This window comes from uncultured Methylovirgula sp., assembly GCF_947646745.1.
Taxonomy (GTDB): Bacteria; Pseudomonadota; Alphaproteobacteria; order Rhizobiales; family Beijerinckiaceae; genus Methylovirgula.
The window spans coordinates 1-14,756 of sequence record NZ_CANSHK010000012.1; the positions used below are offsets into that span (position 1 = coordinate 1).

General features: G+C 63.3%; 10 protein-coding genes and 3 tRNA genes. 10 read left to right on the top strand and 3 right to left on the bottom strand.

Annotated features, from left to right (window positions below; all coding sequences use genetic code 11):
- Positions 1-736: ADP/ATP-dependent (S)-NAD(P)H-hydrate dehydratase (locus tag Q0025_RS05060; protein WP_297296655.1), on the top strand; the 736-nt coding region annotated here is incomplete at its 5' end.
- Here the strand turns inward: Q0025_RS05060 and Q0025_RS05065 are convergent.
- Entirely contained in the window at positions 733-2,055 is a 1,323-nt protein-coding gene (locus Q0025_RS05065) for a multicopper oxidase family protein (RefSeq protein WP_297296657.1), read from the bottom strand. The two genes, Q0025_RS05060 and Q0025_RS05065, sit on opposite strands and share 4 nt — an antisense overlap.
- A gap of 358 nt (positions 2,056-2,413) precedes the next feature.
- On the opposite strand from Q0025_RS05065, the gene Q0025_RS05070 reads away from it, so the two are divergent.
- The 8 genes from Q0025_RS05070 (at position 2,414) to Q0025_RS05105 (ending at position 10,394) form a co-directional block, all read left to right on the top strand.
- Positions 2,414-2,498: transfer RNA gene (locus Q0025_RS05070), tRNA-Leu, on the top strand.
- 99 nt (positions 2,499-2,597) lie between these two features.
- Positions 2,598-4,007, top strand: a complete 1,410-nt coding sequence (tig, locus tag Q0025_RS05075; protein WP_297296659.1) for a trigger factor — start codon at positions 2,598-2,600, stop codon at positions 4,005-4,007.
- 90 nt (positions 4,008-4,097) lie between these two features.
- A complete protein-coding gene (locus Q0025_RS05080) occupies positions 4,098-4,745 on the top strand; it encodes an ATP-dependent Clp protease proteolytic subunit (protein ID WP_297296661.1) in 648 nt (215 codons plus the stop codon).
- Positions 4,746-5,141: 396 nt separating this feature from the next.
- Complete coding sequence (gene clpX, locus Q0025_RS05085) at positions 5,142-6,407, top strand: ATP-dependent Clp protease ATP-binding subunit ClpX (RefSeq protein ID WP_297296663.1); 1,266 nt, start codon at positions 5,142-5,144, stop codon at positions 6,405-6,407.
- A 340-nt stretch (positions 6,408-6,747) separates the two neighbouring features.
- A complete protein-coding gene (gene lon / locus Q0025_RS05090; protein WP_297296664.1) occupies positions 6,748-9,174 on the top strand; it encodes an endopeptidase La in 2,427 nt (808 codons plus the stop codon).
- 143 nt (positions 9,175-9,317) lie between these two features.
- A tRNA-Val gene (locus Q0025_RS05095) sits at positions 9,318-9,393 on the top strand.
- A 156-nt stretch (positions 9,394-9,549) separates the two neighbouring features.
- Positions 9,550-10,230 (top strand): hypothetical protein, encoded by a 681-nt coding sequence (locus Q0025_RS05100; RefSeq protein WP_297296666.1) that lies wholly within the window; start codon positions 9,550-9,552, stop codon positions 10,228-10,230.
- A gap of 87 nt (positions 10,231-10,317) precedes the next feature.
- Positions 10,318-10,394 (top strand) — tRNA-Asp (locus Q0025_RS05105).
- A 92-nt stretch (positions 10,395-10,486) separates the two neighbouring features.
- On the opposite strand, the gene Q0025_RS05110 is transcribed toward Q0025_RS05105, so the two are convergent.
- Together Q0025_RS05110 and Q0025_RS05115 are read right to left on the bottom strand one after the other, a co-directional pair.
- Entirely contained in the window at positions 10,487-10,918 is a 432-nt protein-coding gene (locus tag Q0025_RS05110) for a hypothetical protein (protein WP_297296668.1), read from the bottom strand.
- Between the two features lie 132 nt (positions 10,919-11,050).
- Positions 11,051-11,407 (bottom strand): hypothetical protein, encoded by a 357-nt coding sequence (locus tag Q0025_RS05115; RefSeq protein WP_297296670.1) that lies wholly within the window; start codon positions 11,405-11,407, stop codon positions 11,051-11,053.
- Between the two features lie 431 nt (positions 11,408-11,838).
- Between Q0025_RS05115 and Q0025_RS05120 the strand changes: the two genes are divergently transcribed.
- Entirely contained in the window at positions 11,839-14,745 is a 2,907-nt protein-coding gene (locus Q0025_RS05120) for a hypothetical protein (RefSeq protein ID WP_297296672.1), read from the top strand.
- Positions 14,746-14,756 lie beyond the last annotated feature (11 nt).

Here is a 14,756-nt window from a genome sequence, read left to right on the forward strand (position 1 = left end):
CGTCACGGTCGCGACGCCGACCGATGCGCTGCCGATCCACGCCGCGGCTCTCACGGCGATCATGACGCGTGTCTGCGACAGTGCTGAAAATCTTACCGAGATTCTTGCCGACAAGCGCAAGAATGTCGTCGTGATGGGGCCGGGGCTCGGCGTCGGCGAGGCGACGCGGCAACTGGTATTCACCGCTCTAGCGCAGCCGAGCCATCCGGATGAGCCGCGCGCGATCGTTCTCGATGCCGATGCGCTGACGAGCTTCGCCGGCGAGGCGGTGAAGCTCGCCGATGCGATCAAAGCCTCGGGCAAGGCCGTCGTGCTGACGCCGCACGACGGCGAATTCGCGCAATTGTTCGCTTCGAAAGAGGGTGAACTGCGCGACCATCCGCAGATCGAACTGCTTGCCTCGCCCTCGAAGCTCGATCGCACGCGCGCCGGCGCCGCTTTGATGGGCGCCGTGCTGCTGTTGAAAGGCGCCGACACCGTCGTCGCCGATCCCAACGGCCGCGCCTCGATCAATCACGGCGCGCCGCCCTGGCTTGCAACGGCTGGATCCGGCGATGTGCTGTCGGGGATCATCGGCGGCCTTCTGGCGCAAGCGATGCCGGCCTTCGAAGCGGCGAGCGCGGCGGCCTGGCTGCATGCGGCGGCAGCGCGCGACTTCGGCCCCGGCCTCATTGCCGAGGATATTCCCGAACATCTGCCGCCCGTGCTGCGCCGCCTGCTTGAGGGCGATCTCTAGCTCACCTCAAACCACGCCACCATCTCGCCCATCGGGGCATCGAGCGGCAGGAACTCGATCGCCCATTTGCCGCGATTGTCGGCGACGAAGGCGATATGTTTGGTATGTCCCGGCGGAACGATGACGGCATCGCGCCAGAAGGGATCCCAGCCATCGTCGAGATCGTGCAGAATCCGCAGCGCATGGCCATGCACACGCATCTGCTGCGCGGCCGTGCTTTTGTTGACGAGGCTGATCGTCGCCGGCGCATCGTGCTTGACTGCAAAGAGTGGCTCTTTGGCGAAGTCTTTCGCCGTGGCGCCGTTCAGGCTGAAGGGCGTTTTGCCGCCGCCGGCGACGGTGACTTGTACGTTCTTGGCATCCTGGAGCCGGATCTTCGTCGGCAGCCGCGGATTTTGCGGCAGCGATGCGATCGCCGGCATGCCTGTCCAAGCGGTGCCCTTGGTTTTGAAGATAATGAGCGGGCGATCCGACGCGCCGGGCTCGCGCAAAAGCAATCGCGCCCCGCCGGAAGCCGGCAGGTCGAACATCACATCGAATCGGGCGCCGGGCGCGACCGGCAGCAGATTGCCGCCCGGCGCGAAGGCCTCGCAAGGCTGACCGTCGACCGCCAGCACATGCGGGACCAGATTTTCGAAAACGACGAAAAAGAGACGCGCCGCGGCGGCGTTCAGCAGGCGCAGACGGACCCGGCTGCCGGGATTATGCGTCTCCTCGAGGGCCAGAACTTTGGAATCGATCGTCGCCAGCGACATGCCGGGTTGCGGCGGATCGGGGATTTGGCCCTTGGCGTCGAACTGCCAATCGGCAAGGATCGCGACAATGTCCTGGTCTGCCGGCGGCGGTGCCGCCTCGTCGACGATGAGGGCCCCGTAAAGACCGTGGCGGAGCAGATTGCCGGCATCCGGCGCGACGAAAGAGCGATAGCCGAAAAGCCCCGCATCGGGCGGCGTAAACCGATAATCCAAGCTCTGGCCGGGCAGGACCGGCTTCTGCGTCAGCGGCGCGACACCGTCCAAGGCGTTGGGCAGGCGTAGGCCCCAATTGGCGAGCGTCAGCGGCCGGTCGGTCTGGTTGACCAGCCGAATCGCCAGGTCGTCGCCGATCCTGCAGCGCAGCAACGGCCCCGGCGTCGTGCCGTCAAAACTGAGGATTTGGGTTTCGGCGCCCGGCGCCGGCAAGAGCCGCATCGCCGTCTTGCGCGCCGTGATCGCGCGCGGCGGCGCCAAAGGCAGCGCCGTCTCACCGGCACTCGCCGTTTCATGGGCAATCAGGGTTACAAGGGTCGTGCCGAGGAGCTGGCGGCGGGTGAGGATCATGCGAGGTCGGGCACCGGTGCGGCTTCTTGCTAGAGCGGGACGCGAAAAAGTGTCAGCGGTTTTTCGCAAAAATCCCGCTCTAAACTTTTAGAATCGATCACGTTTATGATTTCGGGTCGGTTCGATCCGAAATCATCGTGATCTAGAGCATCGGACCGAAAAGGGCGACGCGGTTTTTGGTCATTCGGGCGCGATTGGAAGATTTGGCCGCGCCGGCGGTCTCTAAGCGACGATCCGTTCCCCCGGGGGATCGGGCCGCGGGATCGGCCGCCAACACCTCACTTTTTTGCTGCGGCGGTTTTTGGGCATGCTATAGACGCGGCCCGAGCGGTGGGGACGCGGCGCGATTCAAGCGCGCGCGGGCGTGGCGGAACTGGTAGACGCGCCGGATTTAGGTTCCGGTGGTGAAAGCCGTGGGGGTTCGAGTCCCTCCGCCCGCACCAGCCGCACAATTTCTCGCGCCCTGTCCGAAGCTTAACGGCGCCGGCCGGCGGCGTTTTATTTTTAAGGCGGCGGCCGAAACGAAGAAGGTGGATGAGCCGATGCAAGTGACGGAAACACGCTCCGAGGGCCTGAAGCGCGAATATAAGGTCGTGCTGCCGGCGGACGACCTCGCCTCGCGGGTCGAGAGCCAGCTCAACGAAATCAAGGCCAAGGCGCGTATCAAAGGTTTCCGCCCCGGCAAGGTGCCGGTCGCGCATCTGCGCCGCCTTTATGGCCGCTCGATCATGGCCGAGGTGATGCAGGAGGCGGTCAACGACGCCAACCGCAAGATCGTCGAGGACAATGCGCTGCGGCTCGCCGGCGCACCGAAGATCGACCTGCCGAAGGATCAGGACGAACTGGAAAAAGCCTTCGAATCCAAGGCCGATCTTTCTTATGTTGTGGCGCTTGAAGTTTTGCCGAAAGTTGAAGTCGGCAGTTTCGACGACGTCGAGATCGAGCGTCTCGTCGCCGATATTCCCGAATCCGAGATCGACGCTGCGATCAAGACCATTGCCGAGCGAAACCGCCCGTTTACGCCGAAGGACGGCGAAGCCGTCGCCGAGACGGGCGACAAGGTGACGGTCGATTTCGTCGGCAAGGTTGGCGGCGAGGAATTCCAAGGCGGCAGCGCGCAGGATATCGACATCGTCCTTGGCTCCGGCTCCTTCATTCCCGGTTTCGAAGACCAGATCATCGGCATGAAGATCGGCGAGGAACGCACGGTCAATGTCACCTTCCCGGAGGCCTATTCGGAACCGACGCTCGCCGGCAAGCCGGCGGAATTCGCCGTGACGCTCAAAGCTGTCGCGGCGCCGGGCACGCTGGACATCAACGACGAGTTCGCCAAGGGGCTCGGCTTCGACGATTTGGAGAAGCTGCGCCAATCGATGCGGGCCTCGCTCGAACGCGAGGCGAGCCTCGTGTCGCGGCGCAAATGGAAGCGCGAGCTGCTCGACGCGCTCGACAGGAAATATTCGTTCGACCTGCCGGACGAGCTGGTCGAACAGGAGTTCAGCGCCATCTGGAGGCAGGCGGAGGCGGAACTGAAGGCCTCCGGCCGCACGCTCGCCGACGAAGGCACGACTGAGGAACAGGAGCGTGCCACTTATCGCCGGATCGCCGAGCGCCGGGTTCGCCTCGGCTTGGCCTTGGCCGAGATCGGTGACGTTGCCGGGGTTAAAGTGTCGGACGAGGAGGTCGCTCAAGCGCTTTTTGAGCGGGCGCGGCAATATCCCGGCATGGAAAAGCAATTCATCGAGTTCTATCGCAACAATGCCGAGCGGCTCGCTGAAATCCGTGGGCCCCTGTTCGAGGAAAAGGTGATCGACCACGTCCTGAGCCAATCCAAGGTGACCGACCGCCATGTCGGCAAGGATGAGCTTTTGACAGAGGTCGAGGCGGCCGAGAAGGCTGCCGAGGACGAAGCGCAGAAGGGCCTGGGGACAGCCCCGGCGGCTGCCGGTTAGCACCGCCCCTTGCCGTTGCGAAAGCGGCGGAAGCGATTATCTTCACAGCAAGGCCAGGAGCCGTGCTCAAGGCACAGAAAAGGTTGCACGATGCGCGATCGCGATCCCCTCGAGATTTACGACAACTACCTGATTCCTCAGGTCATCGAGAACACGAGCCGCGGCGAGCGCGGTTTCGACATCTATTCGCGCCTGCTGCGTGAGCGGATCATCTTTTTGACCGGCCCGGTCGAGGATCACATGGCCTCGGTCATCGTGGCGCAATTGCTGTTCCTCGAGGCGGAGAACCCGAAAAAAGAAATCTCGATGTATATCAATTCGCCGGGCGGCGTCGTGACCTCGGGGCTCGCCATCTACGATACGATGCAGTTCATCCGGCCGAAGGTTTCGACGCTTTGTATCGGCCAGGCGGCTTCGATGGGCTCGCTGTTGCTCGCCGGCGGCGAGGCGGGCATGCGCTATGCGCTGCCGAACGCCCGGATCATGGTCCATCAGCCCTCGGGCGGCTTCCAAGGCCAAGCATCGGACATCGTCCGCCACGCCGAGGACATCATGAAGGTGAAGCGCCGGCTGAACGAGATTTACGTCAGGCACACCGGCCGCGACTACGATACGATCGAGGCCACGCTGGACCGCGACCATTTCATGTCCGGCGAGGAGGCGAAGTCCTTCGGGATCGTCGACCAGGTGATCGAGAAGCGTCCGGACGAGACGTCAGCCGGCAAGGCGGCGGCTTAAGCGCGCCCTAGACCAAGGTCGGATCGACCGTTTCTGAAGCGGTGCGGGGGGCCGGCGTGGCCCTTTCGCCTGGCGGTTCAAACCTTGGCAACTTGGCCTTTGGCACATAGATTGCTGTTTGGTGACAAACCCGCCCATTTAACTGAATAAACGCAAATTGATGACACTATAAAGTCAGGTTGGCGCGCCTATGTGGCATAAAAGACTCGGTTAGCGCGTCAAATCTGGCCCGGGGCTTGATCCCGGGGCCTCGCCATGATGCACTTGCGTTTACCAAAACGACGCAGAAGGCGAGGGGCTTGGGGTCAAAAGGCAGGTTAGAGGTTCGCATTCGAGCTTTTGCCTGACGCCAGAAAACAGGGTCCGGCTTTGGTCTGGCCCATAAGGAGATAGGCCATGACGAAGGTCGGCGGCAGCGACTCGAAGAACACGCTCTACTGCTCTTTCTGCGGCAAGAGCCAGCACGAAGTCCGCAAGCTGATCGCAGGTCCGACGGTATTCATTTGCGATGAATGCGTCGAGCTGTGCATGGATATCATCCGCGAGGAAAACAAGTCCGCGCTGGTGAAGAGCCGCGACGGCATCCCGACGCCGAAGGAAATCTGCAAGGTCCTCGACGATTACGTCATCGGCCAGGCGCAGGCCAAGCGCGTGCTCTCGGTCGCGGTCCACAATCATTACAAGCGCTTGAACCACGCGACGAAGCACAATGACGTCGAGCTGGCGAAGTCGAACATCCTGCTGATCGGCCCGACCGGTTCCGGCAAGACGCTGCTGGCGCAGACGCTGGCGCGCATCCTCGACGTGCCGTTCACCATGGCCGATGCGACGACGCTCACCGAGGCCGGCTACGTCGGCGAGGACGTCGAGAACATCATCCTGAAGCTGCTGCAGGCCTCCGATTACAATGTCGAGCGGGCGCAGCGCGGCATCGTCTATATCGACGAGATCGACAAGATCTCGCGGAAGTCCGACAATCCGTCGATCACCCGCGACGTGTCCGGCGAAGGCGTCCAGCAGGCGCTTTTGAAGATCATGGAGGGCACCGTCGCGTCGGTGCCGCCGCAGGGCGGCCGCAAGCATCCGCAGCAGGAATTCCTGCAGGTGGACACGACCAACATCCTGTTCATCTGCGGCGGCGCTTTTGCTGGCCTCGAGAAGATCATCTCCGCGCGGGGTACGCAGACCTCGATCGGCTTCGGCGCGACGGTTCAGTCGCCGGATGAGCGCCGCACGGGCGACATCCTGCGCAAGGTCGAGCCGGAGGATCTGCTGAAATTCGGCCTTATCCCCGAATTCGTCGGCCGCCTGCCGGTTTTGGCGACGCTCGAGGATCTGGATGAGGAAGCGCTGAAGCGCATCCTGGTCGAACCGAAGAACGCGCTGGTCAAGCAATACCAGCGGCTGTTCGAGATGGAGAACACCGAGCTCACCTTCCAGGAAGAGGCGCTGAACGTCGTTGCCAAGAAGGCGATCGAACGGAAAACCGGCGCACGCGGTCTGCGCTCGATCATGGAATCGATCCTGCTCGATACCATGTTCGATCTGCCCGGCCTCGATAGCGTCGAGCAGGTGGTCATCGGAGCCGATGTGGTCGAGGGCAAGTCGCGCCCGCTCTATATCCACGCCGAGCGTACCGAGAAGAGTGCCACCAGCGCTTAAGCCTGACAATTGGGGTTGCGCGCGAGGACGATGCCGGGCGGCGTCGTCCTCGCATTGCGTCTTGTCGACGGTTTTTCCGTTGCGTTTGTTTTGCCTCAAGGCCGGAACAGGGCTTGTGCGGCAGGTTACGCGGTGCAGGTCTGATGCACCGTACCGCTTGAAAGCCGGGCAGTCTCACGCCATTTTGGAACCACGAAAGCCCTAAGGGGCGCTTCAGAATTGCGGAGTGTAGAACTGCGGGGTTGACTTGTACCAGCGCTGTAAAGGGCGCAAAATCGGGTTACGCGGGGATATGTCTCGAGTTCTGGCTTTGAACGAAAGTTCGGATAGGATTTAAGCGATGACCAACAAAAAGCGCGAGCCGGTGCCGCCCGGAAAGATCGAAACATATCCGGTCCTGCCGTTGCGTGACATCGTCGTTTTCCCGCATATGATCGTGCCGCTCTTCGTCGGCCGCGAAAAATCCATTCGCGCACTCGAAGAGGTGATGAAGGCTGACAAGCTCATCCTGCTTGCGACGCAGATCAATGCCTCTGACGACGATCCCAATCCCGATGCGATTTTCAAGACCGGGACGCTCGCGTCCGTCCTGCAATTGTTGAAACTGCCCGACGGCACGGTGAAGGTGCTGGTCGAGGGGCAGGTGCGGGCGCGCGTGCATGGCTATACCCGCACGGCCGATTATTACGAGGCCGAGGCCGAGGTGCTGGTCGACGATCCCACCGACAAGGTGGAGGTCGAAGCCTTGGCGCGTTCGGTGATGACAGAGTTCGAGTCCTATGTGAAGCTCAACAAGAAGGTCTCGCCGGAGGTGATCGCTGCGGTCAACCAGATCGACGACTTCTCCAAGCTCGCCGATACGGTCGCGTCGCATCTTGCGGTCAAGATTCTCGACAAGCAGGCGGTGCTGGAGACGAGCTCCGTCGCCAAGCGGCTGGAGAAATGCCTTGGCCTGATGGAAAGCGAAATCTCGATCCTGCAGGTCGAGAAGCGTATCCGCACGCGTGTCAAGCGCCAGATGGAGAAGACGCAGCGCGAATACTATCTCAACGAGCAGATGAAGGCGATCCAGAAGGAGCTCGGCGACGAGGACGGCAAGGACGACCTCTCCGAGATCGAGGAGCGCATCAAAGCGACGCGTCTCTCGAAGGAAGCGCGCGACAAGGCGACCGCCGAGCTGAAGAAGCTGCGGCAGATGTCGCCGATGTCGGCGGAGGCCACGGTCGTTCGCAATTACCTCGACTGGCTCTTGTCCATTCCGTGGAACAAGCGCAGCAAGGTGAAGAAGGACCTGACCGTCGCGGAAGAGATTCTCGACAGCGAGCACTTCGGCCTGGAGAAGGTCAAGGAGCGCATCGTCGAATATCTCGCCGTGCAGAGCCGCGCGAACAAGCTGACAGGTCCGATCCTGTGCCTCGTCGGGCCCCCCGGCGTCGGCAAGACCTCGCTCGGCAAGTCGATCGCCAAGGCGACCGGACGCGAATTCGTCCGCATGTCGCTCGGCGGCGTGCGCGATGAAGCGGAGATCCGCGGGCATCGGCGCACCTATATCGGCTCGATGCCCGGCAAGATCATCCAGTCGATGCGCAAGGCCAAGACGTCCAACCCGCTCTTCCTGCTCGACGAGATCGACAAGATGGGCATGGACTTCCGCGGCGATCCGTCCTCGGCTTTGCTTGAGGTGCTGGATCCTGAGCAGAACGCGACGTTCAACGATCATTACCTCGAGGTCGACTACGACCTGTCGAACGTGATGTTCGTGACGACGGCGAATACGCTCAACATTCCGGCGCCGTTGATGGACCGCATGGAGATCATCCGCATCGCCGGCTATACGGAAGATGAGAAGATCGAGATCGCGCGCCGCCACTTGATCCCGGCGGCACTGAAGAAGCACGGTCTGGCACCGGTCGAGTGCGAGATCGAGCAGAGCGCGCTCGTGTCGATCATCCGCCGCTATACGCGCGAGGCAGGCGTCCGTAACCTCGAACGCGAGATTTCCAATGTCGCGCGCAAGGCGGTCAAGCAGATCGTCACCGGCAAGACGCTGGCGGTGAAGGTCACGGATGAGAACATCGGCGACTTCCTCGGCGTGCCGCGGTACCGGCACGGCGAGGCGGAGACGGAGGATCAGGTCGGCGTCGTCACCGGGCTCGCCTGGACGGAAGTCGGCGGCGAGCTCCTGACGATCGAAGGCGTCATGATGCCCGGCAAGGGCCGCATGACCGTCACCGGCAACCTGCGGGACGTGATGAAGGAATCGATCTCGGCGGCGGCGTCTTATGTCCGCTCGCGGGCGGTGGATTTCGGCATCGAGCCGCCCTTGTTCGACCGGCGCGACATCCACGTGCACGTGCCGGAAGGCGCGACGCCGAAGGATGGCCCCTCCGCCGGCGTGGCGATGGCGACCGCTATCGTCTCGACCTTGACCGGCATTCCCGTGCGGCGCGACGTCGCCATGACCGGCGAGATCACGTTGCGCGGTCGCGTCCTGCCGATCGGCGGCTTGAAGGAGAAGCTGCTGGCGGCGCTGCGCGGCGGCATGAAGAAGGTTCTGATCCCGGAGGAGAACGCCAAGGATCTGGCGGAAATTCCCGATGCGGTGAAGAACAATCTCGAGATCGTGCCGGTCTCGCGCATGGACGAGGTGCTGCGGCACGCGCTGGTGCGTCAGCCGGTGCCGATCGTGTGGGAAGAGGACGTGAAGCGGATCGAGACACCGGCCGTGCCGGGAGACGATGAGGCGTCGGGCCTGATCGCCCACTAAGTTCAGCCGCTTTCCAAAGACCGGGCCCGGAGCTTCTCCGGGCCCTTTTTGTGCCGGCCGGGCGGCTTAGATTTCCGGGCGGATTGTGTTAGACCGGCGCCGCGAGCATGGTCCGTACGGCGGTTCGGAACGTGCTTGGGATCGGGCGGTTAGCTCAGTTGGTAGAGCGTCTGCCTTACACGCAGAATGTCGGCGGTTCGAGCCCGTCACCGCCCACCACATTCAAGAATTAATCCTCTGCCGATGCGCCGATTGCGTCATGCGCGCGAAACGCTATCCTGCCAGAATTGGGCGATATGTTCGGTGCGTCAGGGCGCAGGGGCAGAGGTCATGAAGAAGCAGGCCGGCTGGGAGTTGTTCGCAGATTTTCGCGGAATGAAGGCGTTTCGGGGCCTTTATGCCGGTCTCCTCCTGGGCGTCGGTTTTATGTTGCAGCCGGCCGCGGCGCATGCCGAAGAGATGAGTTTCCAGCTCGTTTCCGTCGGCGATCCCGGCCGATGCGGACGCAATTGCCCGGCGGTGATCGCCGCCGAAGGCGAGATCGCCGATTCGACGCCGGCACAATTTCTCGAGTTCGTGCGGGAGAATGTCGGCCAGGCCAATCTGCACGCGGTCATCTTCCTAAACTCGCCCGGCGGCAAGGTCGCAGCCTCGATGGAGCTGGGGCGGGCGTTTCGCCGAATCGGCGCAGCGGTCATCGTCGCGCAAGTCGATCCCAATAGCCCCGGGGGCGCCCGGTCGTTTATCGGCGGGCGCTGCCTGTCGGCCTGCGTCTATGCGCTGATCGGGGCGAAGAAGCGGGTCATCCCGCCGGAGAGCCTCGTCGGCATCCATCGCATGTTCGCTTACGTCGACGGTGTCGATGCGCGCGGCGACGAGGAACGCTACCGGCTCTACGACAACGGCACAATGCGCGCCGTGCTCTCGCATTATACCGGCATGATGGGCGTGAGCCCGGCGCTGATCACCATGGCCGAACACATTTCCTCCGACCGGATCCACATTCTGACGCGGCGGGAAATCGCGCGATACCGTCTCGGTTCCTCGCGTTTCTGAAGCGCTTTCAACAGGCGGTTCTGCGGGCTTGACTTGCCGGACCGCGTCCCTTATCCGGCATGTCTCCGCTGGATACGCGCGGTCCGCGGGGGAGTAGCTCAGCTGGTTAGAGCGCCGGCCTGTCACGCCGGAGGCCGCGGGTTCGAGCCCCGTCTCTCCCGCCATCAAATCAATGGCTTAGAGTTCGATCCTGCGGCGCGAGCCGCGAATTGCGCGTGGCACTTTTAGCTGCCCTTGGTTCTCTCGCTCCAGGGCCTCATGACCTGTCCGGCTTTGCCGCAATCCGAAGAAGGTCCGGGGCCTCAAAACCGGAAACTTTGACGGATAATCGAAACCCATCGAGCTCCTGCGCGTGATATAGAGTCAGCGAGGAGTTCGGTCCGATGGGCTCGCTCCAGTCTCTGGCAGCATCTGCGCGCACCGTCGTTTTGGCGGTCGTCCTCGCTTTTGCGCCGACGGCTTTACGAGCAGACCCCGGCTGCAGCATCCAAGATCTTGCGAATGCGATCGACAGCGCCTTCAATGCGGTTACGTCGAGCGCCTGCGACGAGACGGCGGCCACCGGTGCCGGGGTAGGCGTGGCGACCGCGCTCACCGGTGCATTGGCGGGTGTTGCGGCGGGCGCGGGGCAAGGATCGGTCGACGATTTTTGCAACGCGATCAGCAGCGCTTTAAATACGGCCGGCAACGTTCAAAACGACGCCGACGCTGCGCAACAGATTATCAACGATTCATCATCGGCTTTGTCTTCGATCGCCTCGTTTATTGGCGAAGCGGCGAGCGTGGGTATCGATCCGCTGAGCATGGCCGAATGTGCCTGTCAGGTCGAACAAGGGCTTGGACAGGCGGTCGCCGATCTCGGGGGCTGCGCCTGCGACGTTGCCGCCGCTCTGCTCGGTAGCTCCTGCAATTGCACGCCGCCGCCGACGCAAACGGCAAGCTGCGCATCGAATACGGCAGGTTGCGCCAGTTTCAGCGACAGCGATCCAGCGTGCCAAGGCGGCGGGCCTGGAAACGGCCCGATCATGATCACGCTCAACGATGGCACATCGCCGCCCGTGGTCCAGGTCAACGGCCCATCGGGGACGACGGTCACGCAATATGGCAGTACGGGTGCCTGCGCTTCGAGCTGGTCCTGTTTCTGCCCAAAGCCAATGCAGCCTGTTTGGGTCTGCAATGCTGCGCTCGACTACAATTGCCAAAACAATGGCGAGCGCATTTTCGCCTGCGTCTGTCCCGCGAACACGACCCCGGCCGGAGCCAGCACCGCCAATCCGTCCGGCAATCTGGTTAACGGCGTCAACGTCTGCATTTGCAACAACACCGGGCGCCCGGCCGAAGCCAATGGACCCGGCGGAAATCCCTGTCCCTCGTTGTTCCCGCCGCCATGTCCTCGCGGGGAGACTTATGGGCCGAGCGGCAAATGCGTCCCGGCTTGCGCGGCGGGCGAGATATTGCTCGCGGGGGGGACGTGCTGCGATCCTTCCCAGGCTTCATCCTGCGGGACTTGCTGTCCGAGCGGTCAAGTGCCCGATGCCGCGACTGGGGCGTGCGTGGCGACACCGCGCCTGCCTCAGCCTGGCCGGCCCCGGCCGCTGCGGTGATGTGATGAAGCCAGCCCCCCACGTCGTGCCCGTTCGCAAAAAGGCTGCTTCGCTTTGGGCGGTGGTTTGGCTCTCCGTCTTCGGAATAACGGGCTCTGCTTTCGCGCAACAGCCGCCACCCATACTGGCGCTGGGCAATGCGGCCGTCACCGGCTTTTCCGGCGCCATCCCGCCGGCGCAGATCGCGCCCGGCGCCGATCCGGCCGAAGAAACTTTCATCGACGAAAATGGCCCCGTGCTGCGCATCGTCGATCTTCAACACATGGGCGGCTTGCCCAACGCACAGCTCGTCAACGCGCCGAAACCGGTGAGCTGGTTTGCCAGTCAGATTGGTCAGGTGTTTGGCGTCGCCACCGACGATGCGGTGCTGCCAAACATTTATGTGGCGGCCAGTTCCGCTTATGGGCTGCCCATCGTCGTACGAGGGTCCGACAACCAGCCGCGGCACAGCAAGACCGGTGCGCCGGGCGCGACATTCATGCCGGGGCTTTGGGGTGCAGCAGCGGCCGGTGGCGGCCCTGGATCGATCTGGAAGATCGACGGCGTCACCGGCGCCGTCAGCCTCTTCGCCAATGTCACGCTCGATGGTCGGGCGAATTCCGGCGCGGCGCTCGGCGGTGTCGCTTACGACTCGCGATCCAAATCCTTGTTCGTCGCTGACCGCGAGACGGGTTTTATTCATCGCTTCAACATGTCCGGGGTCGAGATGGGCCGTTACGATCACGGCGTAACCGGACGTCAAGCCGTTGGCCTGCCGCCGGTTTCCTTCGATCCAACCAGGCGGCTCGATATCGCCCGTCCGCAGTTCGATAGCCGCGACTCTGCAACGTGGAATTACGCGCCGCCGCAACGCCGGATTTTTGGGCTCGCCGTTTTTAAAAACCGTCTCTATTACGCCGTCGCTGACGGTCTTCAAATTTGGTCGGTCAGCCTTGCGCCAGATGGGGCTTTCGGCCGTGACGCATCGATCGAGCTCGCGGTGCCGCCGGCCGCCGCGCAAAGCGAAATTTCAAAGATCACCTTCGACGAACAGGGCCGCATGTTTTTGGGCGAGCGGCCGGCCCCGACTGGCGCGTTTGATTTCGAGGCGCTGACACGGGAGGGAATCGGCCGCGTTCTGCGTTACGCGGCGGTCTCGACGGATCCTGACGGACATCCTGTTTGGCAACAGGAGCCGGACCAATATGCGATCGGCTTTCCGCTCCAACTCACAAATGGCAACGGCGGTGTCGCGATCGGCTACCGCTATGATGCCGACGGCAATATCAATTTCGCGTCGTGCGGCGGCTTTCTCTGGTCGACGGGCGAAGAGCTGCGCGAAACGGCGGACGCGGTGCTGAGAAAGCGTTTGAGCGCTCTGGGTGCGCTCGGTGTCGACGGACTGCAAGGCAATGAGACATGGCGGATCGAGCGGCATCACGAGCTGCCGCTCTATGCCTATTTCATCGATTACGACGACAGGTTCGACGATACGGCGGCGCGCGGCCATCTCGGCGATATTGCGATCGTGCGCGCCTGTACGCCGCGTGCCGAGGAAATCATCCTGCCTCACGGCTATGGGATCTCCGTGCCCATGGGGCCGCCGGGCGGATGCCCTGCCGGTCAAGTATGGGCGATTGATCTTGCCGCCTGCGTGCCCGGCAGTTGCCCTCCCCATCAGGTGTGGAACAGCGGCGCGAATACCTGCTCGCCGGGCGGATGTCCGCCTGGGCAAGTGTGGAATCGTGTTACGCGCAATTGCCAGCCCGGAAATTGTCCGCCGGGCCAAATTCGCGACCGCCATACGCAAGAATGCACGCCCTGCTCAAGGCCCAATGTCCGCGTTGGCGGACAATGCTGCACACCGGCATCTCTCGTCGCCGCAGGCGGCCTCTGCCCGCCAGGCGGCGGCTGTCAGCCGGGAACCATTGCCATTGGCCCAAGCGGGTCCTGTTGCCCGAGCGGCCAAGTGTATAACGATCCGTCCGGTGCACAGGCCTGCTGTGCCGGCCCGCTCGTCAACGGCCGATGCCAGCCGCCGCCACCGCCGCCCATTTGCCCCACGTGCTGCGCGCCCGGCTATACGCAAACGGCAAGCGGCTGCTGCCTTGCTGGGCAAGTCACAAGCAGCGGCGTCTGCTGTCCCGCCGGACAAACGCCGCTTGGCGCCGCCTGCACGATAAAAATTCCCATCAAATTCCCGCCACCGAGCTGTTGTGCCGCGGGTTCCGTTCCCGTCGGGCCGAGCGGGAAATGCTGCCCGGTCGCCAATGTGACGACGGAAGGTCTGTGCTGTCCCGTCCCTGTCGATCCGACGAATCGCGGCTCCTGCCCGGCGCAGATTCAAAGCATCATCAAATGCGCGCAGGGCTATACCAAAATGCCTGACGGCTCGTGTTGCAGGAACGGACTCGTCAGCCGGGACGGGAAGAGCTGTGGCAGGCTCGTGTCACCGCCCCCACCGCCCCCACCACCACCGCCGCCCCGCATCGTGCGGACGCCGGTTCTGCCGTCCCCGGCGCCAAGCTGCGCCGCGCGCGGGAATTACGTCCGCGACTCGCGTCACGCCGGCCGCTGCATGCCTTGCACGCGCGGACGCTTTGCCAATGAAGATCACACCGCTTGCATTCGGCGGCCTCACGGCGGGCACGTGCTCCCGCCGCCGATTGCGGCCTGCGGTGCCAGATTCATTCGCAATCCGCGCAATCCCGGTAGCTGTATTGCCTGCCCGCGCGGCGAAGTCGCCAACCGCAGTCACACGGCTTGTATCCCGCCACGGCGCTACGGGCCGGTCTATGAGCCCGTGCCGCCGGTCTATGGGCCAGGACCTTATTATCCGGGCTTCGGACGGCCGCCACGTTTCTTCGGACCTCCCGGCGGCGGTTTTCACCCGGGCGGGGGATTCCGCGGCGGGGTGATGGTGCCGAGATAAAGCCGATGTGG